The 23,172-nt window shown below is 64.5% G+C and carries 31 protein-coding genes and 1 riboswitch; of the genes, 14 read left to right on the forward strand and 17 right to left on the reverse strand.

Annotated features, from left to right (window positions below; translation table 11 throughout):
• The first annotated feature begins 71 nt into the window (after window positions 1-71).
• From dapD to BZF59_RS16200, 4 genes are all read left to right on the forward strand, one after another.
• Entirely contained in the window at window positions 72-908 is an 837-nt protein-coding gene (gene dapD, locus BZF59_RS05140; RefSeq protein WP_086607182.1) for a 2,3,4,5-tetrahydropyridine-2,6-dicarboxylate N-succinyltransferase, read from the forward strand.
• A gap of 72 nt (window positions 909-980) precedes the next feature.
• A complete protein-coding gene (locus BZF59_RS05145; protein WP_211277353.1) occupies window positions 981-1,244 on the forward strand; it encodes a hypothetical protein in 264 nt (87 codons plus the stop codon).
• A gap of 13 nt (window positions 1,245-1,257) precedes the next feature.
• Window positions 1,258-1,479, forward strand: a complete 222-nt coding sequence (locus BZF59_RS05150; protein WP_086607183.1) for a hypervirulence associated TUDOR domain-containing protein — start codon at window positions 1,258-1,260, stop codon at window positions 1,477-1,479.
• Window positions 1,480-1,581: 102 nt separating this feature from the next.
• Window positions 1,582-1,743, forward strand: coding sequence for a hypothetical protein (locus BZF59_RS16200; protein WP_158094276.1), 162 nt, complete (start codon window positions 1,582-1,584; stop codon window positions 1,741-1,743).
• Here the strand turns inward: BZF59_RS16200 and BZF59_RS05155 are convergent, their stop codons facing one another.
• Window positions 1,744-3,039, reverse strand: a complete 1,296-nt coding sequence (locus BZF59_RS05155; RefSeq protein ID WP_086607184.1) for a dipeptidase — start codon at window positions 3,037-3,039, stop codon at window positions 1,744-1,746. It lies immediately after the preceding gene.
• Window positions 3,040-3,094: 55 nt separating this feature from the next.
• Between BZF59_RS05155 and BZF59_RS05160 the strand changes: the two genes are divergently transcribed.
• The 3 genes from BZF59_RS05160 to BZF59_RS05170 are packed head-to-tail and all read left to right on the forward strand — an operon-like array spanning window position 3,095 to window position 4,175.
• A complete protein-coding gene (locus tag BZF59_RS05160; RefSeq protein ID WP_086607185.1) occupies window positions 3,095-3,550 on the forward strand; it encodes a cupin domain-containing protein in 456 nt (151 codons plus the stop codon).
• Window positions 3,547-3,945, forward strand: a complete 399-nt coding sequence (locus BZF59_RS05165) for a DoxX family protein (RefSeq protein ID WP_086607186.1) — start codon at window positions 3,547-3,549, stop codon at window positions 3,943-3,945. The genes BZF59_RS05160 and BZF59_RS05165 overlap by 4 nt, the downstream gene beginning before the upstream one ends.
• On the forward strand, window positions 3,942-4,175 hold the full coding sequence (locus BZF59_RS05170; protein WP_086607187.1) for a DUF3253 domain-containing protein: 234 nt from the start codon (window positions 3,942-3,944) through the stop codon (window positions 4,173-4,175). Before BZF59_RS05165 ends, BZF59_RS05170 begins: the two co-directional genes overlap by 4 nt.
• Window positions 4,176-4,216: 41 nt before the next feature.
• Here BZF59_RS05170 and BZF59_RS05175 read toward each other — a convergent pair whose 3' ends face one another.
• Together BZF59_RS05175 and BZF59_RS05180 are read right to left on the reverse strand one after the other, a co-directional pair.
• Complete coding sequence (locus BZF59_RS05175) at window positions 4,217-4,468, reverse strand: SWIB/MDM2 domain-containing protein (protein WP_086607188.1); 252 nt, start codon at window positions 4,466-4,468, stop codon at window positions 4,217-4,219.
• 31 nt (window positions 4,469-4,499) lie between these two features.
• Window positions 4,500-5,087, reverse strand: coding sequence for a YbhB/YbcL family Raf kinase inhibitor-like protein (locus BZF59_RS05180; RefSeq protein ID WP_086607189.1), 588 nt, complete (start codon window positions 5,085-5,087; stop codon window positions 4,500-4,502).
• A gap of 240 nt (window positions 5,088-5,327) precedes the next feature.
• Here BZF59_RS05180 and BZF59_RS05185 point away from each other — a divergent pair, with 240 nt between their 5' ends.
• A complete protein-coding gene (locus tag BZF59_RS05185) occupies window positions 5,328-6,803 on the forward strand; it encodes a S41 family peptidase (RefSeq protein ID WP_086607383.1) in 1,476 nt (491 codons plus the stop codon).
• Here BZF59_RS05185 and BZF59_RS05190 read toward each other — a convergent pair.
• Complete coding sequence (locus tag BZF59_RS05190; protein WP_086607190.1) at window positions 6,800-7,207, reverse strand: GFA family protein; 408 nt, start codon at window positions 7,205-7,207, stop codon at window positions 6,800-6,802. The genes BZF59_RS05185 and BZF59_RS05190 overlap by 4 nt on opposite strands.
• A 30-nt stretch (window positions 7,208-7,237) precedes the next feature.
• On the reverse strand, window positions 7,238-7,666 hold the full coding sequence (locus BZF59_RS05195; protein ID WP_086607191.1) for a COG3650 family protein: 429 nt from the start codon (window positions 7,664-7,666) through the stop codon (window positions 7,238-7,240).
• A 67-nt stretch (window positions 7,667-7,733) separates the two neighbouring features.
• Here BZF59_RS05195 and BZF59_RS05200 point away from each other — a divergent pair, with 67 nt between their 5' ends.
• Together BZF59_RS05200 and BZF59_RS05205 are read left to right on the forward strand one after the other, a co-directional pair.
• Window positions 7,734-8,975 carry an FAD-binding domain-containing protein gene (locus tag BZF59_RS05200; RefSeq protein WP_086607192.1) on the forward strand — a complete coding sequence of 414 codons (1,242 nt, stop codon included), beginning with the start codon at window positions 7,734-7,736 and terminating at the stop codon, window positions 8,973-8,975.
• Between the two features lie 98 nt (window positions 8,976-9,073).
• Window positions 9,074-10,279: a hypothetical protein gene (locus tag BZF59_RS05205; protein ID WP_086607193.1), complete on the forward strand. Its 1,206-nt coding sequence runs from the start codon at window positions 9,074-9,076 to the stop codon at window positions 10,277-10,279.
• A 24-nt stretch (window positions 10,280-10,303) separates the two neighbouring features.
• Here the strand turns inward: BZF59_RS05205 and BZF59_RS05210 are convergent, their stop codons facing one another.
• The 4 genes from BZF59_RS05210 to BZF59_RS05225 all read right to left on the reverse strand — a co-directional run bounded on the left by BZF59_RS05210 (window position 10,304) and on the right by BZF59_RS05225 (window position 12,476).
• Window positions 10,304-10,657 (reverse strand): HPF/RaiA family ribosome-associated protein, encoded by a 354-nt coding sequence (locus tag BZF59_RS05210; RefSeq protein WP_245806035.1) that lies wholly within the window; start codon window positions 10,655-10,657, stop codon window positions 10,304-10,306.
• An 84-nt stretch (window positions 10,658-10,741) separates the two neighbouring features.
• On the reverse strand, window positions 10,742-10,963 hold the full coding sequence (locus tag BZF59_RS05215) for a hypothetical protein (RefSeq protein ID WP_086607195.1): 222 nt from the start codon (window positions 10,961-10,963) through the stop codon (window positions 10,742-10,744).
• 92 nt (window positions 10,964-11,055) lie between these two features.
• Window positions 11,056-11,268 (reverse strand): cold-shock protein, encoded by a 213-nt coding sequence (locus BZF59_RS05220; RefSeq protein WP_086607196.1) that lies wholly within the window; start codon window positions 11,266-11,268, stop codon window positions 11,056-11,058.
• A 539-nt stretch (window positions 11,269-11,807) separates the two neighbouring features.
• Entirely contained in the window at window positions 11,808-12,476 is a 669-nt protein-coding gene (locus tag BZF59_RS05225) for a hypothetical protein (protein ID WP_086607197.1), read from the reverse strand.
• Window positions 12,477-12,582: 106 nt separating this feature from the next.
• Here BZF59_RS05225 and BZF59_RS16005 point away from each other — a divergent pair, with 106 nt between their 5' ends.
• A complete protein-coding gene (locus BZF59_RS16005) occupies window positions 12,583-14,547 on the forward strand; it encodes a tetratricopeptide repeat protein (RefSeq protein WP_143738098.1) in 1,965 nt (654 codons plus the stop codon).
• A gap of 170 nt (window positions 14,548-14,717) precedes the next feature.
• The gene (locus BZF59_RS05230; protein WP_086607198.1) at window positions 14,718-15,185 is read left to right on the forward strand and encodes a YaiI/YqxD family protein; all 468 of its coding nucleotides are present in this window, start codon (window positions 14,718-14,720) and stop codon (window positions 15,183-15,185) included.
• Window positions 15,186-15,202: 17 nt separating this feature from the next.
• On the opposite strand, the gene BZF59_RS05235 is transcribed toward BZF59_RS05230, so the two are convergent.
• Both BZF59_RS05235 and BZF59_RS05240 read right to left on the reverse strand, forming a co-directional pair.
• On the reverse strand, window positions 15,203-15,409 hold the full coding sequence (locus tag BZF59_RS05235; protein ID WP_086607199.1) for a hypothetical protein: 207 nt from the start codon (window positions 15,407-15,409) through the stop codon (window positions 15,203-15,205).
• Window positions 15,410-15,512: 103 nt separating this feature from the next.
• On the reverse strand, window positions 15,513-15,755 hold the full coding sequence (locus tag BZF59_RS05240; RefSeq protein ID WP_086607384.1) for a cold-shock protein: 243 nt from the start codon (window positions 15,753-15,755) through the stop codon (window positions 15,513-15,515).
• Window positions 15,756-16,018: 263 nt separating this feature from the next.
• Between BZF59_RS05240 and BZF59_RS16475 the strand changes: the two genes are divergently transcribed.
• Window positions 16,019-16,153 carry a hypothetical protein gene (locus tag BZF59_RS16475; RefSeq protein ID WP_281251634.1) on the forward strand — a complete coding sequence of 45 codons (135 nt, stop codon included), beginning with the start codon at window positions 16,019-16,021 and terminating at the stop codon, window positions 16,151-16,153.
• A 43-nt stretch (window positions 16,154-16,196) separates the two neighbouring features.
• Here the strand turns inward: BZF59_RS16475 and thiC are convergent, their stop codons facing one another.
• The 5 genes from thiC to BZF59_RS05265 all read right to left on the reverse strand — a co-directional run bounded on the left by thiC (window position 16,197) and on the right by BZF59_RS05265 (window position 21,124).
• On the reverse strand, window positions 16,197-18,101 hold the full coding sequence (gene thiC, locus BZF59_RS05245; protein ID WP_086607200.1) for a phosphomethylpyrimidine synthase ThiC: 1,905 nt from the start codon (window positions 18,099-18,101) through the stop codon (window positions 16,197-16,199).
• Window position 18,102: 1 nt separating this feature from the next.
• Window positions 18,103-18,306 carry a hypothetical protein gene (locus BZF59_RS05250; RefSeq protein ID WP_086607201.1) on the reverse strand — a complete coding sequence of 68 codons (204 nt, stop codon included), beginning with the start codon at window positions 18,304-18,306 and terminating at the stop codon, window positions 18,103-18,105.
• A gap of 42 nt (window positions 18,307-18,348) precedes the next feature.
• Window positions 18,349-18,461, reverse strand: a riboswitch (TPP riboswitch).
• A 33-nt stretch (window positions 18,462-18,494) separates the two neighbouring features.
• Window positions 18,495-19,091 carry a DUF2585 family protein gene (locus BZF59_RS05255; protein ID WP_086607202.1) on the reverse strand — a complete coding sequence of 199 codons (597 nt, stop codon included), beginning with the start codon at window positions 19,089-19,091 and terminating at the stop codon, window positions 18,495-18,497.
• A 64-nt stretch (window positions 19,092-19,155) separates the two neighbouring features.
• Window positions 19,156-19,755 carry a CBS domain-containing protein gene (locus tag BZF59_RS05260; RefSeq protein WP_086607203.1) on the reverse strand — a complete coding sequence of 200 codons (600 nt, stop codon included), beginning with the start codon at window positions 19,753-19,755 and terminating at the stop codon, window positions 19,156-19,158.
• Window positions 19,756-19,843: 88 nt separating this feature from the next.
• Window positions 19,844-21,124, reverse strand: coding sequence for a metal-dependent hydrolase family protein (locus BZF59_RS05265; protein ID WP_086607204.1), 1,281 nt, complete (start codon window positions 21,122-21,124; stop codon window positions 19,844-19,846).
• A 162-nt stretch (window positions 21,125-21,286) separates the two neighbouring features.
• On the opposite strand from BZF59_RS05265, the gene BZF59_RS05270 reads away from it, so the two are divergent.
• Window positions 21,287-22,078: a DUF2059 domain-containing protein gene (locus tag BZF59_RS05270; protein ID WP_086607205.1), complete on the forward strand. Its 792-nt coding sequence runs from the start codon at window positions 21,287-21,289 to the stop codon at window positions 22,076-22,078.
• A gap of 6 nt (window positions 22,079-22,084) precedes the next feature.
• Here BZF59_RS05270 and BZF59_RS05275 read toward each other — a convergent pair whose 3' ends face one another.
• Window positions 22,085-23,026: a MipA/OmpV family protein gene (locus BZF59_RS05275; protein ID WP_086607206.1), complete on the reverse strand. Its 942-nt coding sequence runs from the start codon at window positions 23,024-23,026 to the stop codon at window positions 22,085-22,087.
• Window positions 23,027-23,172 lie beyond the last annotated feature (146 nt).

Here is a 23,172-nt window from a genome sequence, read left to right on the forward strand (position 1 = left end):
GGGTTCCGCTTGCCGAGCTTCCCGGGCGCGGCTAGGCGCGCGGGACGCATATAGTCCGCCGGAGAACCCGCATGAGTGATGACCTGATCGCCGCCATTGAAGAGGCCTGGGAAAACCGCGCCGAGATCACCCCCGGCAGCGATGTGCGCAATGCGGTCAATGATGCGCTCGCCCTGCTGGACAGCGGCAAAGCGCGCGTGGCCGAGCCTGACGGGAACGGCGGCTGGCAGGTCAACCAGTGGCTCAAGAAGGCGGTGCTGCTCAGCTTCCGCCTCAACGAAAACCGGGTAATGGAATATGGCGCGGCGGGCGAATGCGCCTACGACAAGGTGCCGCTGAAGTTTGCCGGCTGGGGCGAGAACCGCTTTGGCGAAGCCGGTTTCCGCGTCGTGCCCGGCGCGGTGGTGCGGCGCGGGGCGCATATCTCCAAGGGCGTCGTGCTGATGCCGAGCTTCGTCAACATCGGTGCCTATGTCGGCGAGAACACCATGATCGACACCTGGGCGACGGTCGGCTCCTGCGCGCAGATCGGGGCGAACGTCCACATTTCGGGCGGCGCGGGGATCGGCGGTGTGCTCGAACCGCTGCAGGCCGAACCGGTCATCATCGGCGACAATGCCTTCATCGGCGCCCGCGCGGAAGTCGCCGAAGGCGTGCGCGTGGGCGAAGGTGCGGTGCTTTCGATGGGTGTCTATCTCGGCGCATCGACCAAGATCGTCGACCGCGCGACCGGCGAAGTGCACATGGGCGCAGTGCCGCCCTATGCGGTGGTCGTGCCCGGCTCGATGCCCGGCAAGCCCCTGCCCGACGGCTCGCCCGGCCCCTCGCTCTACTGCGCGGTGATCGTCAAGACGGTCGATGCCCAGACCCGCTCCAAGACCGGAATCAACGAGCTTCTGCGCGACTGAGAGGGGCGCGGGTTCGGAACATTCGCAGCCCTGAGGGCTTAGTCTCCTGTATTGAACATGCAGGAGAACATGATGTCCGAACCCCAAACCCAGACCCGCATCGATGAAACCGACGCGAAGGCTGGCTCCACCACGGGTCACGTGCGTTGGGTGCTGGCGATCAGCGTTTCGCTGGCGATCGTCGCGCTGACGCTGATCTGGGTCACCGGTGCGCTGTCGCAGAACGATGTCGAGAGTCAGGGCACGGCCAGCGCGCGCGACGCGGCGGTTGCCGAGCAGCAGGGCGACGCCAGCCAGTCCTCGATCGACGGCATGGCCGATCCGGCCGAACAGTAATCGGAAAGACCCGATGTCGAACAGTTTTCGCACCGGCCAATACGTCACCTGGTCATGGGGCCAAGGCACCGCCAAGGGCCAGATCAAGGAACGGTTCGAGCGTGAGGTGACGCGCACGCTCAAGGGCTCCGAAGTCACCCGTAACGGCGATGCCGACAATCCCGCCTACCTGATCAAGCAGGAAGACGGCGACGAGATTCTGAAGCTCGGCAGCGAGCTCGAAGCAGCCGACTGATCCGGCCCCCGCACCCTTCGCAGGAACGATGTCTGCACTCGCGGATTGATTGACGCTACGGAATGTGTTTCCCTAGCGTCAATCAGTCGAGGGAGAGCAGTCATGAGCGAACAGAGCACGCCCCACAACATCAGCGATGAAGCCGCACGCGGTGCGGTGAGCAACACCGGCCTGCGTTATGTGCTGGGCTTCAGCCTCGGCTTTGCGGTGATCGCGATGAGCCTTGTCTGGATCATCCCGGCCCTCGCGCGCGCGGCGCATTGATCACTCGGCGGGGGCGGGCTTGCTGATCAGCGTTTCGATCGGCGGCTCGCCTGCGACGCTGGCGGAATAGGCTTCCGCTGCACGCATGACGCGTAGGATGTTGCGGCTCGCGATCATCTCAAGTTCGGCCTGTGAATAGCCGCGCCGCGCGAGTTCTACGAACAGCCGCGGATAGCCGCTGACATCCTCCATCCCCACCGGCCCGCTCGGCATCCCGTCGTAATCGGCGCCGATGCCGATATGCTCGATCCCCGCGACCTTGCGGATATGGTCGATATGGTCGGCGACATCGCCGATCGGGCTCTTGGGCTCGGGATTGGCGGCGAGCCACTTTTCCAGCGCGGCAGCCGCAGCTGCGGGATTTCCGAGGTGGACGACCTTCAGCCGCGCGATCTCGCCCGCGCGGCGCGCGTCCCACTGGCGCAGCTCCTCGTTGATGAAGCGCGGCAGGGCGACCACCATCACCACACCGCCATTCTCGGGCAGGCGCGCGAGCACCGAATCGGGCACGTTGCGCGGATGATCCGTCACTCCGCGCGCGCCCGAATGGCTGAAGATCACCGGCACCTTCGCCACGTCGAGCGCATCATGCATCACCTTTTCGCTGACATGGCTGAGATCGACCAGCATCCCGATCCGGTTCATCTCGCGCACCACGTCCTTGCCGAAATCGGTGAGGCCATTGTGCTTGGGATTGTCGGTCGCCGCGTCCGCCCAGGGGGTGTTGCTGTTGTGGGTCAGCGTCATGTAGCGCGCGCCCATCGCGTGGAACTGGCGCAGCACGGCAAGGCTCGATCCGATCGAATAGCCGCCCTCCATCCCCAGCAAGGACGCGATCCGCCCCTCGCGCATCGCATTCTCGACCGCGTCGGCGGTTTCGGCGTAGCGCAGCGCGCCCGGATAGCGCGCGATCAGCCGCTTGGTGACGTCGATCTGCTCGATCGTCTGCTGCACGGCGGCGGGCTCGTCGTCATTGTGCGGGACATAGACCGACCAGAACTGCGCGCCGACCTTGCCTTCCTTCAGCCGGTTGAGGTCGGTGTGCATCGGTCTGCCCGTGCCCTCCGGATCGGCGCCGTCCAGCGTGCTTACAAAGTCAAGATCGTTGATCTGATTGGCATAGCGCGAGCGCAGTTGGCCGGGCGTGTCGTTGTGCCCGTCGAACACCGGCGCAGCTTCGAGCGCGGCGCGAGCGGTGGCTTCGGCCTGTTCCTGGCTGACGGTCTGCGCGGCGAGCGGCGCAGCGGCGAGCAACGCGGCAGCGATGACGGCGATCGAGGGGGCGGCGGCTTGCATGGTCTCAGGCACTCCCGGTAAGGCGGCACCAGCGTCACAGGACAAGGGGCCGAACATGAGCGATAGCGCGCAAATCCTGATCGAACAATTGGGCCTCGCCGCTCACCCCGAAGGCGGGTGGTATCGCGAGACGTGGCGCGGTGACGCGGGGCCGAATGGCCGGGCGAGCGGCACCGCGATCATCTTCCTGCTGCGCGCTGGCGAGGCCTCGCACTGGCACACGGTCGATGCTGCCGAGCTGTGGCTGTGGCAGGCGGGCGATCCGATTGAATTGCGCCTCGCGGCCAGCGACGCGGGCCCGGCGCGCAGCGTGATCCTCGGCAGCGATATCGTGGCAGGCCAGCAGTTGCAGGGCCTCGTCGGCCCTCGCGAATGGCAGGCGGCGCGGCCTTATGGAGCGCCGGTGCATGGCTACAGCCTCGTGTCCTGCGTGGTGGTGCCGGGGTTCGACTTCGCGGGCTTCCGTCTGGCGGCCCCGCGGTGGGAGCCGGGCAACGGAGCCCCCGCATGATCCGCGCCGTGCTGCGCTGGCTGCTGGCGGTGTTCTACTTCGTCGCCGGGGTGATCCACCTCGTGTCGCCGGAGCCGTTCCTGACCATCATGCCCGCATGGGTGCCTTTGCCGCACGCGGTGGTGCTGTGGACGGGCGTGGCGGAGATCCTCGGCGCCATCGGGCTGGCCCAGCCCTTCTCCAAACCCTTGCGACAGGCCGCCGGGTGGGGCCTTGCCGCCTATGCGCTGTGCGTCTGGCCCGCCAATATCAACCACATGATGATCGACATGGCGCGCGCGGATGGAGGTCTGGGCATGGGCTATCACTTGCCCCGCATGTTCGCGCAGCCAGTGATCATCTGGCTGGCGCTATGGGTTGGCGAATGCCTGCCGCTGCGCCGCAAGCCTGCATGACACCCGAAGACGCGATCCTCGCCGTGCTTGCCGAGCGCGCCGCGAATGCGACCATCTGCCCGAGCGAGGCCGCGCGCCTTCTGGCCGGACCGCAGGGGGATTGGCGCGCCGAGATGGCAGCGATTCACGCCGCGACCGATGCGCTGGTCGATCAGGGCGCGCTTCGCCTCTCGTGGAGAGGCGCGCCCATGCAAAAGCGGCGCGGACCCTATCGGATCGCGCGCCGCTGATATTACCAGGCAAGCCCGCCAGTGGCGGCGGGCCGCAGGACTTACTTGAGGTGCTTCGAGACCGCAGCGGTCATCTTGAACATCGAGATCTGGTCCTTGCCGATCACCGCGCCGAGCTTGGCGTCGGGATTGATCTGACGCTTGTCGGTCTTGTCCTGAAGATCGTTCGCCTTGATGTATTCCCACACCTTCGAGGTCACCTGAGCGCGGGTCATCGGGCCCTTGCCGATCACGGCTTCGAGCTCGCCCGAAAGCGTAACCGGTTTCTGAAGTGCATTGGTCGTGCCAGCCATCGTCTACTCCCTTATGTCTGTGGCAGGTTGATCACAAATCATCATCCCAGCCCGCATCTTCATCCTCCCCGCCGCCAGTATAGGTGGCGTGGAGAACTGCGCAGGCCGTAATCGTCCCTTGCAATGATGCAAGCAGTTCCGCTCGCCCTGCGCCGGGCATCAGCACCAGCGGCAGGTCGGTCGCGAACAGTTGAAACAGGTAGTGGCGCGTCTCGCCCTCGGCAGGCGCAGGCAGCAGCCATTCGGAATTGCCGGCCTTGTTCTTGCCGGTGCGCGGCGGGGTTTCGCCTTCGAGCAGCTTGCCGCGCTGCCCGGCGAGGCCCCAGACCAGCCATTGCGTGGCGGGATCCTTGCCGCTGTCCGAAACCTCTTCGACCACCAGCACCAGCTCGGCCGAGCCGGGCGGCGGCGCGCTCCACTCCAGCGGCGGGGCGACGGCGTCTTCCTCGTCAGCGGTGAAGCTCGCGTCGAGCTCTTCGCCCGCGCGGAACGCGGGGCTGGTCAGCGCAAAGCCGCCGCGCGCGATCGTCTGCGCCGAACCCAGCGTCGCAATCGCGAGGCCGGGATGGCGGGCGGGCGCGGGCACATGGGGTGCAAGCCAGGCTGGGAAATCCGTCATGATTCTGTCAGGTCCTTGCCCTTGTGCTAGTGCGTTCGGGTGGCCGAGACGAGACTTGGCAAGGCGATTTTGCCCGCTTTCTGCGGAAAACCCTGCAAATGCAGGCAAAAAGGTCACGCTTTTGCCCGTTTGACTGCGGATTTCCCCTTATCCCGCTTGCTCTTGCGGTCGCGCCCATGCATTTCTGGCGCGCCGGACACCCCCCTCGTCCGGGCAATTCTTTCGGAGATGGTCGCCCCGATGAAGTCCGCACGCCTTGCTTTGAGCCTTCTGCTTTCGGTCAGCCTTGTGGCCTGTGGCGGAGGGGGATCGTCCTCATCTGCCCCGCCGACCGGCGGCGGCGGAGGCGCGGGTGGCGGCGGCACGCCGACGCCTGCGGCCTGTTCGCTGCGCGCGCAGCAGGACTTTGCCGACAGCGTGCTCAACGAGTGGTATCTCTTCCCCGATCTGCTGGCTCCGGCCAACCCGGCCAGCTTCAATTCGGTGCAAAGCTTCCTTGATGCCCGCGTCGCTCCGGCCCGCGCGCAGAACCGCGACCGCGGCTTCACCTTCGCCACCTCGATCGCCGAGGAAAACGCGCTGATCAATTCGGGCTCTTCGGCCGGGTTCGGCATTCGCCTGTTCTACGATACAGCGGCGCGGCGGGTGTTTGTGCAGGAGGCCTACGAAGGCGCAAGCGGCTTTGGCGCCGGGCTTGACCGGGGGAGCGAGATTACCGCGATCGGCACAAGCAGCGCCGATCTGCAGACGGTGAGCAGCCTGTTCGCCAATGGCGGGGTGCAGGCGGTGGTCAATGCGCTCGGCCCCTCGACCGCGGGGACAACCCGCGTGCTGCGCTTCACCCAGCCGGGCGGCGCGGTGATCGAGCGGAGCATCACCAAGACCGATTTCCCGCTCGATCCCGTGTCGGATCGCTACGGCGCGGTGGTCCTCAACGACGGTGGCAAGCGGGTCGGCTATATCAATCTGCGCACCTTCATCATCGCCGATGCCGCCACCCAGCTGCGCGCTGCCTATGGCCAGTTCGCCGCGCAGGGCGTGACCGAGCTGATCATCGACCTGCGCTATAATGGCGGCGGGCTGGTGAGTGTCGCCGATACGATGGGCGACCTGATGGGCGCCGGGCGCACCGGGCAGGTGTGGAGCCGCACCGTGCTGCGCCCCTCGAAGGCGGCAGAGAACGAAACCCGCCTGTTCCGGCCCGAACCCAACGCCATCGCGCCGACCAAGGTCGCGGTCATCACCACCGGTTCCAGCGCTTCGGCGAGCGAGCTCGTCACCAATTCGCTGATCCCCTATCTCGGCACCAACATGGCGCTGGTCGGGGCCAATTCCTTCGGCAAGCCAGTCGGACAGGGCGGTTTCGATCTGCCCGCCTGCGATCTGCGTGTGCGGGCGGTGGCATTCCAGACGGTCAACGCCAACAATCAGGGTGAATACTACACCGGCCTTGCCAGCGTGGTGCCCAACACCTGCCGCGCGGGCGACGATATCTCGCGGTCCTTCGGCGATCCGCGGGAGGCCTCGATCGCGGCGGCGCTCGATTTCCTCGGCGGGCGGGCCTGCACCCCGATCACCGCGGGCGGCGGCGGCACCACCGCAGGTGGCCTGACCGAAGGCCAGCGAATCCGGCAGGGCCTCGACCTGCCCGAGCGCCAGCCGCTCCAGCCCGATCGCCCCAATGCCGCCCAGCGCGAGCTGCCAGGCTTGTTCTAGAGCCCGTCAGGTACCGTCGCAAAAGCCGGGATATTGCCCAGATCGACCCAGTCCTGCTTGCTCTTGGCATAGCAGTGGATCGCGGGCTTGAGGATGCTGGTATCGTCCAGCGTCCCGGCCTTGATGAACATCATACCGGGCGGCGATTCGACGCGGGTGAAGACCGGCGATCCGCACTCGGGGCAGAACTGCCGCCTGACGGTAGCGCCGCTGTCGCCGGTGTCGTTATAGGTCTTGAGCGTGCCCTCGAAGCTGACCGCATCCTCGGGCACGCCGATGATCACCGACAGCGCGCTGCCCGCCTGACGCTGGCAGTTCTTGCAATGGCAGGTGACGCACAGCAGCGGATCGCTTTCGCAGGTGTAGCGCACCGCGCCGCACAGGCAGCCTCCGGTGATGGTCATGGCTTTCCCCCCCTTGTCTGGCCCGGCGCGCTAGGGCGCAGCGGGGCCGGTGAACGGCTGACTATCCGTATAGCCGCAGCCCTCCCTTGTCTCCCCGCCCAAAGCGATAGTGGCGACAAAGGGGAAGCGCCGGTCGCTCATCCCATCGCTGCACTGGCCGGGGGTGAGCGTGGCGGTGAAGGGCTCCTCGAACAGCGTGCCGGAAAATCCCATCCCGCCGTTTCCCGCAAAACGGGTGACGGCAAAGTCGAAGCCTTCGGGGTGATCGGGGTTGCTGTAGCGAGCGGTCTTGCCGGTTATGGTGACGTTCCAGAACGGCTCGGTGCCGATGAGGTTGACGACTTCGTCCGGCGCGACTGCATCGAAAGACTTGCCCTTGGGGTCGATGCCGTCGGTCTTCGCGGGCGAGCAGGCAGCGGCGAATATCAGCGCGGCGAGCGCGGCAGGGGTGCGGATCATCGGCGTCTCTCCTCGGCTGATGCGGCAATAGGCCGGAACCAGACATGCGCCAAGGGGTTGGCTGCCCATGGACTTTACCCCCACCCGCGCGCGCGGTCAGGCGCGCCTCACCGAGTTTCTCCCCGCCGCCGGTCGCCGCTATGCCGAAACCCGCAATGCTGATGACGGGCCGCGCGAAGATAGCGGGCGCGGCAATGTCAGCCAGCTTTCGCCCTGGCTCCACGCCGGATTGCTGCGCGAGGCCGAGGTGCTGGAGGCGGTGCTCGGCCAGCATTCCCCGAGCGCGGCGGAGAAGTTCATCGCCGAGGTGTTCTGGCGGATCTACTTCAAGGGCTATCTCGAACAGCGTCCGGCGATCTGGGCAGACTATGTTACGGCGCGTGACGGGGCGCTCGCGGCGGTCGATGCCAATGCGGGCCTGCGCACGGCATACACGCAAGCGACCGAGGGTCGCACCGGGATCGAGGCCTTCGATGTCTGGGCGGAGGAACTGGTCGCGACCGGCTACCTCCACAATCACGCGCGGATGTGGTTTGCGAGCATCTGGATCTTCACGCTGAAGCTCGACTGGCGGCTCGGCGCGGATTTCTTCCTCAAGCACCTGATGGACGGCGATGCGGCCTCGAACACGCTGTCGTGGCGCTGGGTCGCGGGGCTGCACACCAAGGGCAAGCAATACATTGCGCGGGCCGACAATATCGCGCGCTACACTTCGGGGCGGCCCGAAGGCCCACTGTCTGCCGATGGGCTCGCGGGGGACGAGGCGGAGCCGCTGACCGAGCCGGAAGACTACACCCGCCAGCGGCTCGACCTGCCGGGGCCGGTGAGCGAAGCCGACTTCGCGCAGCCCTTCGCCCTGCTGCTGCACGACGAAGCCGCGCACCACGCTCCGCTCGCCCTCCCCGCAGCGCCCGCGCTGGTGATCGGCGCCGCGCGGCCCGAGGCGCGTTCGCCGGGAAGCCTCGGCGACCACGCCCGCAACTTTGCCGAAGGCGCGCTCGCCAGCGGCATGGCCGAGGCTTCTTCTGCCTTCGGCTGCCCTTCGGCGGAATGGCGCGCAGGCGAGCCGCTGGCCCCGCTGCTGGATGCGGCGGGGGTGAAGCGGATCGCCCTCCCTTACCTCCCCACCGGATGGACGCGGGATGCGCTGTGGCCCGACCTCGCCTCGCTGGCTGCCGAGGGGCGGGTGATCACCCTGCTCGGCGATCTCGACCGCGCCACCTGGCCGCTCGCCAAGGCAGGGTTCTTCGGCGTGGCCAAGGCGATCGACGGCCTGCTGGGAGAATGCGGGATCGGCGCGGGCGGGTGACACGCGGCAGGGCCGGGCACTTCGCGCCGCGGGGTTAAGCGGGCATTTACTGCCAGCCGCTAGGGTCGCCCGAAAATACGCCCAGAGGTTCGCGCTCCATGCTCTACCCCAATCGCTTGCAGGCGGCCCTGCTGTTCGACCGGCAGGTCCACGATCTCGAAGCGATCATGCGCAGCTTCACCCGGATCGAGGGGATGCGCACTCCGGTGGCTTTCAGCCTGTCGGAGGCCAATCCGGGGCGCTTCTACCGGCTGTTCCATCCGGCTGAAGAGCTGATGGTGACCTTCGAATATTGCGAGCACCCCTGCGCGCCCGAGGTGTTCCGCCCGACGCTGTCCTCGCCCTATACCGGCATCGTCACCCCCGACATCCGCGACCGCCTCAACCGGACGCAGACCCATATCCTGCTTGAGGTGTCGCATGGGGTGTTGGGCGGCGTCGAAAGCGACCCCAAGATTGCCGCGATGTTCGAAGCGATCGGCCGCCCGCCCTCGGGCGCGACGCGCGAGCAGTTCGAGCGCCGCCTGCAAGTGCTCGCGCTGATGGCGCGGATCGCGATCGAGCACGCCATGCCGCTGGCGGTGCACTGGACCCAGTCCGATCTGCTGCTCGGCGGCGAGGTGTTCGACAAGCTGGCCGCCGATCCGGAGCTTCCGGGCCCGCTCCACATTCACCCCCAGCTGTTCGGCCCCCGCCCCGCTCCCGGCGACGACGCGCTGGTCGGCATCCGCACCTTTGGAGCGCGTCACTGGCTCGGGCGCGAGGTCATCATCGAGCCGAGCGTGTTGCCGTGGCTCGCCAATGTCGAGACGATCTTCACTTTTCTGCGGATCGCGACCGTGCCGAACGGCTACGTCATCCCCGATGGCGACACCTTCGGCCCGGAGGATCGCAGCCTGTCCTACAGGGTGCTGCATCACGATGAGGGCGCGATGATCGGCGATGTCGATCCCTCGCCTGCCGACATGCCGCTTTACGAGCTGGTGCCGCTGAAGCACCTCGCCCACGGTCTGGTCTCGCCCCAGCATGTGCCCGACACCCGCGTGATCGACGACACAGCCTTCCCGCCCGATCTGATGCCGGTCGATCAGGATGCGCGCATGGCGCTCGCCAACGAGTGGTTCCAGAAGCGCAAGCTGGCCGAGGGCATCGGTGGACGGTTCGAAGTGCGCCATGCCGACGCGCCCGAAGCCCCGCCGCCGCCGCCCGCGCCGGTGGTCCGTCCGACCCCGAGCCGTCCGGGCCTGCCGAGCCTCAGTGGGCGCGGGCTGCGGGCGCGGGTGTTCGGGCGCAAGGAAGCCTGAGGCCCCTTACGCCCGAAAAATCGCTCAGATCTGCTTGTCGGGTGAGGGATCGTGGGCATGGCGCGCGGCCTTGCCGAAGATCCGTTCAAGCCGCTCGGCCATGGTGTTGGCGGCAATCCGCGCTGCCGCATCGACATCGGCAGCCTTGCCGGTCACCCCGACCGGACGGCCGCCGCGCGGGCGCGCCTCGATCGTGCAATGCTTGTCGTCCGCGCCATGCTTGCGGCCGTTGACATCCGTGACATGCACCTCGACCCGCGTCAGCCGGTCGGCAAAGCGTTCCAGCCGCTTGCGCACCTGCGCTTCGATCCGCGCGGCGACTTCCTGCGTGCCCATCACCGAACTGTCGGTGTTGAACTGGAACTGCATGGTGCTCATGAATGTCTCTCCTTCTTGGGGGTCAGTTTTCTGTTGCCCAAGGGAGATATGGGAGCGCAAAGCCCCGCTTGCCAGAACTATCGGTCAGGCGGTGCCCTGAATCAGACTTTCGGCTTCGCGCTTTTCGGCGCGGATGCGATCGGCCTTGACGCGCTCTTCAGCGGTCTTGCGTGCCTGTTCGGCGAGGCCCCGCCAGGTCTTCTCCGAGCGCAGCTCCCGCTCGCGCACGTTCTCGAGAATCGCCTTGTCGGCAAGCGCCGCAGCTTCGTCGGCGCGTTCGCAGTAGAATTCGTAGGTCTGGGCCATGGGGGGTGTCCTGCCTTGGGAGGGGAGAGGGCGGGCGGGTATCGAAGGTGGCGGGCGGGATGCTGCATCAGCACCCCGCCCCGCCGGAAGTCTTACGCAGCCGCGAGGTTCACGGCGCTTTCCTTGCCGTTGCGTCCACGCTCGAGTTCGAAGCTCAGACGCTGATCCTTCTCGAGGCTGTGCATGCCGGCGGCCTGCACGGCGGTGATGTGGACGAAGCTGTCCGACGAACCGTCGTCGGGCTGGATGAAGCCATAGCCCTTGTCGGTGTTGAAGAACTTCACGGTTCCGGTCTTGGTGGTCATGGGGTGTTCCTTTCAAGAACAATCAGTGTCCACACGGCACAGCGCCGCGTGGCTAGTGCGTCGTATCGTCCGATGAAAGGAAGTCGTCGTCTGGTTAACGCCGGGGCCATGAGGTTGAAACCAAGGGCAAGCGGCGGAGCGCAAATTTCGAAGTCCGTCGCAAATTTCGACGTCAGCGGGGACTGTGTAGCACAGCTTGCCCCGATCACCTAATCGGCCCCCTGCGGGCACCCGATCCGATGCGCGAGGAAGGGGGGGAATTTGTTTTCCGAAGGCGCCTCCGCGCCCTCGTCCTCGGTGCGTTTCGATCCCGCAGGGATCGAGCACCTGCGGGCGGCCGGTCGGCCTTGCGGTCCGTCCGTTGGCGGACCGAGGCATCGGCAAAGCCGGATTGTCACGCTGATCCGGCCCCGCGAGGGGCCGCGAGCGCACGCGCGCGAGCCGCAGGTGCTCCGTAGCGAAGCGAAGGAAACGCACCGAGGACGTGCCCGCGGAGGCGGGCACGCAAACCAAATAAGCGTTACAAAGGTGACACCGTGTCACTTTTCCTTCTTCCACCCATTCTCTTGTAATGTCCGCATAAGTTCGTCATCCGACCAGCCGGACGGACAGAAGTTTTCGCGCGCGAAATCCTCCGAATGGCCGAATTCGTCGGGGTCTTCGGGGGTCAAAGCCCCGGTTGCCACCGTCGCCCCGCTGGCGATCTTCGCCAGCAGGCTCTCGAAATCGCGCGCATGCCGCTCGGCCATCGGCTTCAGCCGCCCGAACACCGGATTGCCGCCCATCGTGCTCGACCGCAGCAGCGCCCGCGTCAGGCTCTCGTCATAGCGGCGATAAGAGCCGACCTGCTCGCCCTTGTAGAACACCGGCCGCTCGACGCCGTTGAGCGCGCGCTCGAGCGCGGCGTGGGCGAGCACATCGAAGGAATGGTGAAACGCCACCTCCCACGCCAGATCAAAGGCCTGACCCTTGAGCCGCGAGCGCAAGCGATAGGCCGCCTGCCGCGACCGCCCCACCGACTGCGCCGCCTCGCTCACGGAGTGCGTCGCCGAGAGCGCCCGCAGAAACGCCGCCTGCATATCAAGCGACCACCCATCCGAGCGCGGCCGCCGTTCACGGGGCGGCGCGGTCTCGGGGGCGGAATCGGGGACAGCGCGGAGCTTGGCAGCTGCGGCGCGGGGCGAGCGGGGGGTGTGGGCGCTGGTCATCGGGGGAGGATGACTCAGGGTGGGGGGTGTAGGAAAGGGGGGCGGCCATTCCACCTCTCACGAACGAAGCGCTTTCAATTCAGAAAGAAAATGCTAACCGATAGACATGCAGCAAATTAAAGCTTTCGTTGGCCACAGCTTCACGGAAGACGACGAGCTATTAATCTCGTCCTTTTTAAAAATGTTCGAGCAAATACGTGGTGTACTGCCTTCTTTCGTATATCAAAACGCACAAGCGGCAGAACCAGAAATTTTGGCAAATAAAGTTCAGAGATTAATGGCAGATTCCAATACTTTTATTGGAATCTGTACGAAGAAAGAATTTGTCGTCGATCCATCTGCTCAATCTAATTTGCTTGGATTTTCAGTTTATCGAAAAGATCATTTGACTTGGAAAACTTCAGATTGGCTCATTCAAGAGATAGGCATCGCGATCGGTCGAGCGATGTCAATGGTCATATTGCTGGAAGAGGGTTGCCGCCTTCCTGGAAGCCTTCAAGGTGACGTGGAGTATATAACTTTCAGCCGCCAAGCCCCCGAAAAGGCCTTCGGTAAGCTCCTTGAAATGCTGAAAGCCCTAAACCCTACTAAACTTACTTCATTAGATAACTCTACAGAGTTAGAAAATGAAACTGATTTCGCGCCTTTAAATAAAAGCGAGCGCCCAGTTTCTATAGACATCGATCGAAATCCTGATGAGACTTGGAGTTTTAACGCTTATCTCCAAGAATACATTTGGCTATTGGCAACAAATGAATTCGATCGAGCAGAGGAAATTAGTAATGCCTTTGCTGCCTCGACGCACGGGCAAACCGACGAAGCACTTTCTGAATGGAAGGCGAAATGCGAAGAATCGAAACTAATATTCAGCAGCTCAGGCAATCTTTCCGAAATTGCAGATTGCGTGCAAAAATATCCCGACAACCCCAAAATACTTTCATATTATGCGTCGGCGCTTCGTATCTATAAAGAAAATAGCGTTAGTGCTCAGTACTATGTATTAGCGGCAGAAAAAACCAAAGATACGTTTGAGATGGTTAGCCATCTTATGGAAGCGGCAATTGGTTACGCACGAGCCAATGATTTAAAGAGTGGATCAACCCTGATTGAGCAGGCAAAGCAGTATATTAAAACTGACATTGCCATTGAGATTTCATTCTTAAAGGCCCTCTCTTTATATGCAGACGAAGTTAGTGACTCGTCCTTAAAAATCGAGGCCCTAGAAAGAGTTGTTTTGATTTCACCCGGTGACGATGATGCGAGATTTTCGTTAGCTTATGCTCATTCCGAGTTCGGAAATCAGGAAATGGCATTGCATCATTACACTGCAATTCCTTATGCGCGCAGAACTAATTTTACATGGAATAATTTGGGCGTCGCATACCAGAGTCTTTCAGTGCCCGCACGGGCAGTCGCAGCCTACGGAAAGGCGGCGGAAGACGGAAACACGCTAGCCATGAGCAATCTAGCTTATCGCCTGATGCAGGCAGGATTCGTCAATGAGGCTCGTGAAAGGCTTGAAAAAGCACTTCAAGATGCCAATCCACACAAAAACGTTGGTGAGGCATATGCGGAACTGCGGGACATAGAGGAAAATGAAAATACGACTGTGAAAAAAATTCTCGATACAGCATCGTCAAAAATTGAATGGTATCGCGAATTGGGGACCGCCATTTGCAAAGATCGTATTCCAAACGTTAATCAAATTTGGAGTGGCCCACACGGTGATTTCATTATTGAGATAACAGATAATATCTTCAGTGCAAGATACGAATATGTCGTAAAAAACAACGCTCTTGCACTATCTTCAGCAATCACGACAACATCTCGATATGAATGTGTTTTTAAGGGTCATATGCTAGGGCATAGGGCAACTGGCGAATTCAAAAAAACCAGAATCGGAAGCACAGCATCATCGCTCCTTGGCGATCTAGACTTCACCAAGGTTTTCACTTTAATATTTAACGATGGTTTCGACGAAGCAGAGGTGATTGAGGATGTAAAGAGCACATCTCTTAGCCGTTACAGAATTCGTCTTGATAAGCTGTCCAATTCCTCTCCATCAGATTGAACTCAGTCAGGATGGCTAGAAGTCTACGCTGACGCCGAGAACGGCGTAGCCGGTGTGCTACAGGAGTCGGTTAAGGCACCCGCACCTCCACAATGCTGCGCATACCCCGCGCTCCGCAGCGCGACGCCTCCCCCCTTACGCCCCCCGCCCCACTCCGCTAAGCCCACCCCATGCCCTCCGTCACCATTCTGATCGACGCCGATGCCTGTCCGGTAAAGGACGAGATCTACCGCGTCGCCGCGCGTTTCCGCGCCGAGGTCCGCGTCGTCAGCAACGCCCCCTTCCGCATTCCCGACAGCCCGCGGGTGAAGCGTGTGGTGGTCTCCGACAGCTTCGATGCGGCGGATGACTGGATTGCCGAGGCGGCGGAGGCTCTGCCCCAAGGCACATGCGTGGTCGTCACCGGCGACATCCTGCTCGCCGAGCGCTGTCTCAAGGCCGGGGCGCGGGTGCTCAAGCACAATGGCGAGGAATTCACCCCCGCCAGCATCGGCGGCGCGATTGCGACGCGCGCGATCATGGCCGATCTGCGTGCCGGGATGGACGGAGTGGGCGGCGGGCCTGCGCCCTTCAGCAAGGCGGACCGCTCGCGCTTCCTGCAGGCGCTCGACCGGGTGATGGTGGCGATGGCGCGCTAGGGCGCGCATCGCCCCGCTCACCTGTCGCGGTAATGCTCGACCGGCTCGCCCACCACGAAGCGGGCTGCGGTGACGTCGGCTCCGGCGATGGTGCGGGTGTGGCGGATGCGGGCGGCGAGCAGGGTGATCGCATCGCCAAAGGCGTCGCGGCCCGCGCGGGTGGTGGCGCGGCTCTCTCCCACCAGCGCGATCTGGTGCGCGTGGAGCAGCTGGTTGAGATCCATGGCAGCGAGGGCCTTTTGGGCAGGAGGGTCGTGCGGGGCGCGCACGTGATCAGGGGCTCCCGGCGAACCGGAAGCCCCCGACAATGGTCAGGTTGACCGGCGGTCAGCCCTGCTGTTTGGCAGAACTGTCGCCGCTGCCCTGTTCCATCTGGAGGTTGATGGCGTGTGCCTTGCCACCATCGACCTGCTTGGTTTCGTAGCCGTAGCGCTGGTCGGCCTTGGGCTCCTGGGCCTGCTGCTGCAGGTCGGACTTGTTGAAGGCCAGAGCGTCACCGCCCTTGTCCGGCGTGATCATCCCGGCACCCTTGGCGCTGTCGTACGACTTGATCTTGCCATAATGGGTCATGATGATGATTCCTTTTGTGTCCGCGCGGGCCATCAGGTGTGATGACTTGTGCCCGGGGCCAAAAGCCGCGTTTGAATAGGCCGACAAATTTATTGTCTGGTTAAGATCCATGTTTGACTGGTAGCCATACTGATATGGTGCCAATCAGCATTTTTACAATACTTGTATTGAATTTGATTTCTTCACTATTTCGTCTTGATTGACGGATGCGTCACAAAGGCGCAAGGCTGCGGGCGGGCATTCCGCCCTGATGGGAACATCCTATGGCCAAGGGCCAAGCCAAGAAAAGCCGCGAAACCCGCAAGCCCAAGAAGGACAAGGGCCCCAAGACCAACGCCAGCCAGCCAAGTGTCAAGCCCGGCGGGATCAAGGGTCTGGAGAACATGAAGAACAGCTGAGGGGCCTTACCCCTCCCGCAAGCGGGAGGGGGGTTGGCGCGGCTCAATCATGCTCGCGGTTGCCAGCGCCGACATAGAGCTCGCGCCCGCCTTCGTTGTAGCGGCGGCTCATCTCCTCCATGCCCTTCAGGGCCGCCTGGCGGCTCGCCTCGGCGGTGTCCGCGCCGAGCTTTTCCGAGGCAAGGAAGCTTTCGGGGCTGCTGTTCTGCTTGGCGGCGAAATCGCGGACGTCCTGGCTGATCTGCATCGAGCAGAACTTGGGCCCGCACATCGAGCAGAAATGCGCCGACTTCGCGCCTTCGGCCGGGAGCGTCTGGTCGTGATATTGCTCGGCGGTTTCGGGATCGAGGCTGAGGTTGAACTGGTCGCGCCAGCGGAACTCGAAGCGTGCCTTGGAGAGCGCATTGTCGCGCACCTGCGAGGCCGGATGGCCCTTGGCCAAGTCCGCCGCGTGGGCCGCCAGTTTGTAGGTGATCACGCCGACCTTCACATCGTCACGGTCGGGCAGGCCGAGGTGCTCCTTGGGCGTGACGTAGCAGAGCATCGCGGTGCCATACCACCCGATCTGCGCCGCGCCGATGCCGCTGGTGATGTGGTCATACCCCGGTGCGATGTCGGTCACCAACGGCCCCAAGGTGTAGAACGGCGCTTCGCCGCAGACCTGCAGCTGCTTTTTCATGTTCTCCTTGATCTTGTGCATGGGCACGTGGCCGGGGCCTTCGATCATCACCTGCACATCCTGCGCCCAGGCGCGGTGGGTGAGTTCGCCCAGCGTGTAGAGTTCGGAGAATTGCGCTTCGTCGTTCGCATCGGCGATGCTGCCGGGGCGAAGGCCATCGCCGAGGCTGTAGGCGATGTCATAGGCCTTCATGATCTCGGTGATCTCGTCGAAGTGCTCGTAGAGGAAGCTCTCCTTGTGATGCGCGAGGCACCATTTCGCCATGATGCTGCCGCCGCGCGACACGATCCCGGTGACACGCTTGGCCGCCATCGGGACATAGGCGAGGCGCACCCCTGCGTGGATGGTGAAGTAGTCGACGCCCTGTTCGGCCTGCTCGATCAGCGTGTCGCGGAAGATTTCCCAGGTCAGCTCCTCGGCCACGCCGCCGACCTTCTCCAGCGCCTGATAGATCGGCACGGTGCCGACCGGCACGGCGGAGTTGCGGATGATCCATTCGCGGGTGTCGTGGATGTTGCGGCCCGTGGAGAGGTCCATGATCGTATCCGCGCCCCAGCGGGTCGCCCAGACCATCTTGTCGACCTCGCTCGCCACGTTCGAGGCCACCGCGGAGTTGCCGATATTGGCGTTGATCTTGACGAGGAAGTTGCGCCCGATCGCCATCGGTTCGCTTTCCGGGTGGTTGATGTTGTTGGGGATGATCGCGCGGCCCCGGGCGATTTCGTCACGCACGAATTCCGGGGTGATGATGGTCGGGATTTCCGCGCCCCAGCTCTGCCCGTCGCGCACCATGTCGGCCGCGATTTCGCGCCCCAGGTTCTCGCGCTCGGCGACATATTCCATCTCGGGGGTGATGATGCCGCGGCGGGCGTAGTGCATCTGGCTGACGTTCATCCCCGGTTTGGCGCGCAAGGGCCGCTTCACCGCGTTCGGGAACTGCGGGACGCCGCCGGAGCGATCGGGGCCGAGCTGGCCGTTATCCTCGGGCTTCACCTCGCGGCCATCATATTCCTCGACATCGCCGCGCGCCATGATCCAGTCGCGGCGCAGCTGCGGGAGCCCGGCGTTGATGTCGATATGGGCATCGGGGTCGGTATAGGGACCGGAGGTGTCATAGACCCGCACGGAGGGCTCGCCCCCCTCGAGATCGATCTCGCGCATGGCGACACGGATGCCTGAACCGGTGCGCGCGCCGACGTAAATCTTGCGGCTGCCACGGATCGGCCCGGTGGTGACGCCGATTTCGACGGGGCTGTTGATGTCGGCCATCTTACTTGTCCTTGATCTGGAGATTGATGTTCTTGATTGCCCAGCCGAGCATGTCGACAAGGCGGCGCTCCTGCTTGGAATAGTCGAATTCGCCATGCGGCCAGTCGGGGTGCGACATTTCCTTGGCGCGCAGCTGGGCAAGCGTGCCGGCGAGCTGTGCGGCGGCGATCAGAATGGCATCGTCTGATGGCTTGAAGTCGGCCACGGCTACTCTCTCCTTGAAGACGGATGGAGCGCGGGCGCATTGGTGCAATCGACCAGCCCACTCCCTCCGCCTGTGTTAACAGGTTCAGGTTCGACGGGTCGGGCAGAGCTTACCTGCCCCTCTCAGCCATGAAGCAGGCTCCCCGGGGATGGGAGGGGATTAGGCCAAGGCAGGGCCTGAGTCCAGCATCACGCCACCCCGCCCGCCGCCTGCCATTCTGCAATCGCCTCGATCGGAAACAGCAGCATGATGACGTTCAAGGTCAGATTGTCGCGCACCACATAGCCCGCGACCAGTTCGCCAATCAGCGCCAGCACCAGCGTCACGCGCCACGGCAGGCGCAGGGCGAGCCAGAAGCCGAAGCTCATCCAGCCGATATCCGCGAAGGAGTTGAGCACGCTATCGCCTGAATAGCCGAAATTGGCAGTTACGGCGCGGAAGCGGCCGATCACCATCGGGGTGTTCTCAAGCACCTCCCACGATGCCTCCAGCAGCACCGCCAGCGGAAAGCCCCAGCGATAGCCCTGCGCCCCGCCGATCCCGCGCTTCACGAACAGCCACCAGCCCAGCGCGTAGAAGATCATGCCGTGGATGATATGGCTGGGCGTGTACCAGTCGGTGATATGCTGGCTGTTGCCCGCATCGTTGATCTGCCCGTGCCACAGACTGACATAGCCGCATTCGCAAATCGGCGTGCGGCCCATGGCGAGCAGGATCGCGATGGTGACCGCCGTGATGGCGAGCGCAACGAGAATGGTCAGCCGATCCGGCACGAGCTTGGTCATGCCGTCACGATAGGCGCTCGCTGCGCAAACGGCTATCCGACAGGAAAGCGATTTCCCCGCCCGATCAATCGTCTTTGGCCGCCCCCAGCAGGCACAGCGCCAGCAGCAAGGTTGCCAACACGCCCGATCCGCCCGCCAGCGGGATCGCGCCGAGCACGTCGCGCCCCATCGCCATCGACAGCGTGTTGGCGATCATCGCGACCGCGCCGACGAGCGCGGTCACTCCGCCAAGCAGCCTGCCGCCGCGCGCCACCGCGCTCAGACCCGCCACCAGCGCGGCAAGGCCCAGCATCAGCTTGGCGGCGTTGTAGACGAAGAAGGAATAGGCGACCACCGCCCCCGCCGCCGGGGCGAGGCCCTCGACCTTGCCCGCCGCCTCGCCAAAGGGGCCGAACATCGTCAGACCGACGCCGACCTGCACCACGTTGAGCGCGGCGCTGAAGGCGATCGCCGAGAACGCCAGCGTCAGACCCTTGGACCTGACCATCGCCGAACCGGCAAAGGCGGCGAGCAGGCTGAACAGCAGCCCCTCCCCGCCCCACAACAGCTGACGCGGCACATCGACCTTCGCGATGTAGAGCGCAGTATATGCCGACTGGTTGAGCGCCGCGACGATCAGCAGGATTGCGACAAGCGTAACGGTGCGCTGATGCGTGAATTCCATGGAGGACCCCCGGGGCTCGTGCTAGAGTTGTCGTGCTGCCCGGTTATTCTCCGCCGTGCAGGAGGAAGTTACAGCGCTGGACGCAGCCTCACTCGATCACCTTGCCCCGCACCATCACGAAGTCGACCTCTTCCAGCACCGTCACGTCCGCCAGCGGATTGCCGTCCACCGCGATGATGTCCGCCGAATAGCCGGGGGCGAGCTTGCCGATCTGGTTTTCCATGCCGAGCACCTTGGCCGCCACGGTGGTGGCGCTGGCCAGCACTTCGCGGTCGGTCATGCCCTGTTTCTTCATCAGCGCCAGTTCCTCGGCATTGCGGCCATGGCTGTAGACGCCCGCGTCTGTGCCGAAGGCGACCGTGACGCCATATTGCCGCGCGCGGCTGACGAGGCTTGCCATCAGCGGCTGGACGGCGCGGATCTTCTCTTCGACCACCGGGGTATAGACGCCCTTGCCCAGCCCTTCGGAGACGCCCTCAAGCGCCATCAGGGTGGGCACCAGCACCGTGCCGTTGGCCTTCATCGCCTTCGCGGCGGCTTCATCGAGATAGGTGCCGTGCTCGATCGAATCGATGCCCGCTTCGGCGGCCTGCTGGATGCCGCGCGCGCCGTGGGCGTGGGCCATGACCTTGAGGCCGAGCGAATGGGCAGTGTCGGCGATCGCCTTCATCTCGGCAGGGGTGAAGTGCGCCTCCAGCCCCCGGCCCTGCTGGCTGAGCACGCCGCCGGTGGCGGTGATCTTGATCACGTCGCTGCCGTTCTGGCTGGCGAGCCGCACCTTCGCGGCGCATTCGACCGCGCCGGTGCAGGTGAAGCCCGAATCGAGCAGCTCGTTGACCTCCGAACGGAAGCCGTTGACGTCGCCGTGCCCGCCGATGATCGCCAGCGCCGGTCCCGCCGCGACGATGCGCGGCCCCGGCACCAGCCCGTCCGCCGTGCCGCGCCGCAGCGCAAAGGCGGTGTCGCGCCCGCTGCCTGCCTCGCGCACGGTGGTGAAGCCCGCAAGCGCGGTCAGCCGCGCGTTCTTGGCCCCCACGACCACGCCCCATTCGTCGGGCTCGGTTGCTTCCTTCCAGAAATCGCCGCCGGGATCGCCGGTGAGGTGGGTGTGGAGATCGATCAGGCCCGGCAGCACGGTCTTGGTGGCGAGGTCGATCGTGCGGTCGGCGGCGGTGGCATCGTGGCCGGGGATGATCGACACGATCCGCCCATCCTCGACCAGAATCGTCGCCGGGCCGCTCGGCTCGCTCGCGGCATCGGTGATCACGGCCCCGGCGCGGATCGCGATGGTCTCGGCGGCCAGCGGGCCTGCCAATGCAGTGCTCGCCAGCGCGGCGGCGGCCATGGCGAGGTGGCGGAATGTCGGCATGGTTTCTCTCCCCTCAAGTCCTTGGCGAGCGTGATGGCGCGCGCGCGCGGCCAAGGCAAGCGCTGCGACGAAAAACGCGGGCGATCAGACTATTCGCTTGGGCGCCGCCGCGCGGCTGGCTATGTTCGCCTGCGATTCCAAGACGAAGACAGGGGCGATTGAATGATCCGAATTTCTGCGACGCGATATGGCCGCGGCCTGCTGGCGGCGATGCTGGTGCTGGGCACCCCGGCGATGGCACAGGATGCCCCGCCGCCGATGGCCCCGCCGCAGAACCGAGTGGCAGTGCCGCCCGCGGCAGGCAAGCTCGCCAATCCGCAGCCCGATCATCCCGCCTATTCCGATCTGATCATCGCGATCGAAGGCGCGGTCGACAAGGAAGTCGTGCTCGGCAATGCCATGGCGGTGGTCGGCCAGCAGCTGCGTGCCGATCCCAATGTCGGCGCGGCCGAGGCGGTCAGCCCGGGGCTGGTGGACGAGATTCTCGCCGGGATGCGTCCGGTGATCGACCGGCACAATGACCGCGTCACCAAGGATTATCGCCCGCGCATGATGGCGGTGATGGCCGATTATCTCACCCCCGAAGAGGCGAGCGGCGTGGCGGCCTTCTATCGCTCGGATCTCGGCCGCAAGCTGATGAGCGGGGTGATCTCCAACTACAACATGGAAAGCGTGATCGCTGCGGGCATGAAGGAACAGCAGGTGACCGAGGCGCAGGTGCGCGGCGACATCACCGAAGCCGTGACCAAGGGCATGGCCCAGATGGACAAGAGCGACATCGAGGCGATCGGCCGTGAGGCGCTCGCCAACCCGGCGCTGCTGAAGCTCCAGCGGATCAGCCCGCAGATCAACCGCCTGCGCACCCAGATGGAGAACGAGCCGCTCAGCCCCGCCGACGATGCGGAAATCGTGGCAGTCGTGGAGGCGGTCTTCGCCAAGCGCTTCCCGCAGTAAACCCGATCAGAACGTGTAGGCGAGCCCCAGCCCGAGGATGAACTGGTTGGGATCGCCGCGCGTGGCGGTGTAGGGCGTGTCGGCAGCGTCGCCCAGCAGGCGCGACATGCCGCCGATGCCGGTGATCGCCCAGCCGCCGTTCAGCGGCTTCCCGTCGAGATCGTATGTCAGGATCGCGACCGTGCCGATGCGGTTGAGCCCGCCCCCGGCGCGGAATTGCGGCAGGCCGGTGGCGGTCGCCTGCGCGGGGCTGACGCTGAAGTAGTAGTCGGCAAAGCTGTCATCGACGAACTCGGCGCTCGCCTGCACCTGCAAGGCAAAGCTGCGCCCCACCGGCGCGCGGTAGCTGATCTGCGGCTCGACGATCATCCCGCCATGCGCGCCCAGCACATCCCAGCGGGTCTGCACGCCGAGGCTCAACTGGTCGAAGGGCTTGACCACATTGGGGAAGGCCACCGCGACATTGCCGCCCACCTCCAGCGCCGCATCAAGCTTGCCCGCGCGCGCCACCACCTCGTCACGGATGCGGTTGTTGCGATCGTTGCGGAACCGGAACGCCGGGCCGAAGGCGACGCGCGGCCCCTTGCGCGGAGCGAAGGAGGGCTTGGCCGAATTGAGATCGAGCACGAAGCCCGGCCCGTTGGGGCTGATCCCCACCCCGCCCACGCGGCCCACGATCAGCGGCAGGGGGAAGGCGATGTAATCGTCCGACCCGGCATAGCTCGGCACCATCCCGACGCCGAGGCCGATGGTCGCCCAGGTCTCGTCGAACACTGGCCGCGCGAAGGCGAAGGGCGGCGCGCCGGAGGCAGGCGCCTGCGGGGCGGGCTGGACGGTGACTTCGGCTTGGGCCTCAGCAGCGGCATCTTCGCGCTCCTCGGCAAGAGTGGAACTGGCGGCGAGCGCGGCCATCAGCGCCAGCGGGGACAGCATCGGGCGAGGGAACATGGTGCGATCCTTGTTGCAGGGGCCGTCTAGCAGGGCCTTGTTGCAGGGGCGGCGGGGTTGCCACCTCAAACAGCGGCGCGCGCTTAGGTTCCTGGGCGAGATGTTGCAACATCATGTTTGCGCTTGCGCGATTGCCCATCGCGCGA

This window comes from Erythrobacter donghaensis, from assembly GCF_002155425.1.
In the GTDB taxonomy this organism is placed as follows: Bacteria; Pseudomonadota; Alphaproteobacteria; order Sphingomonadales; family Sphingomonadaceae; genus Erythrobacter; species Erythrobacter donghaensis.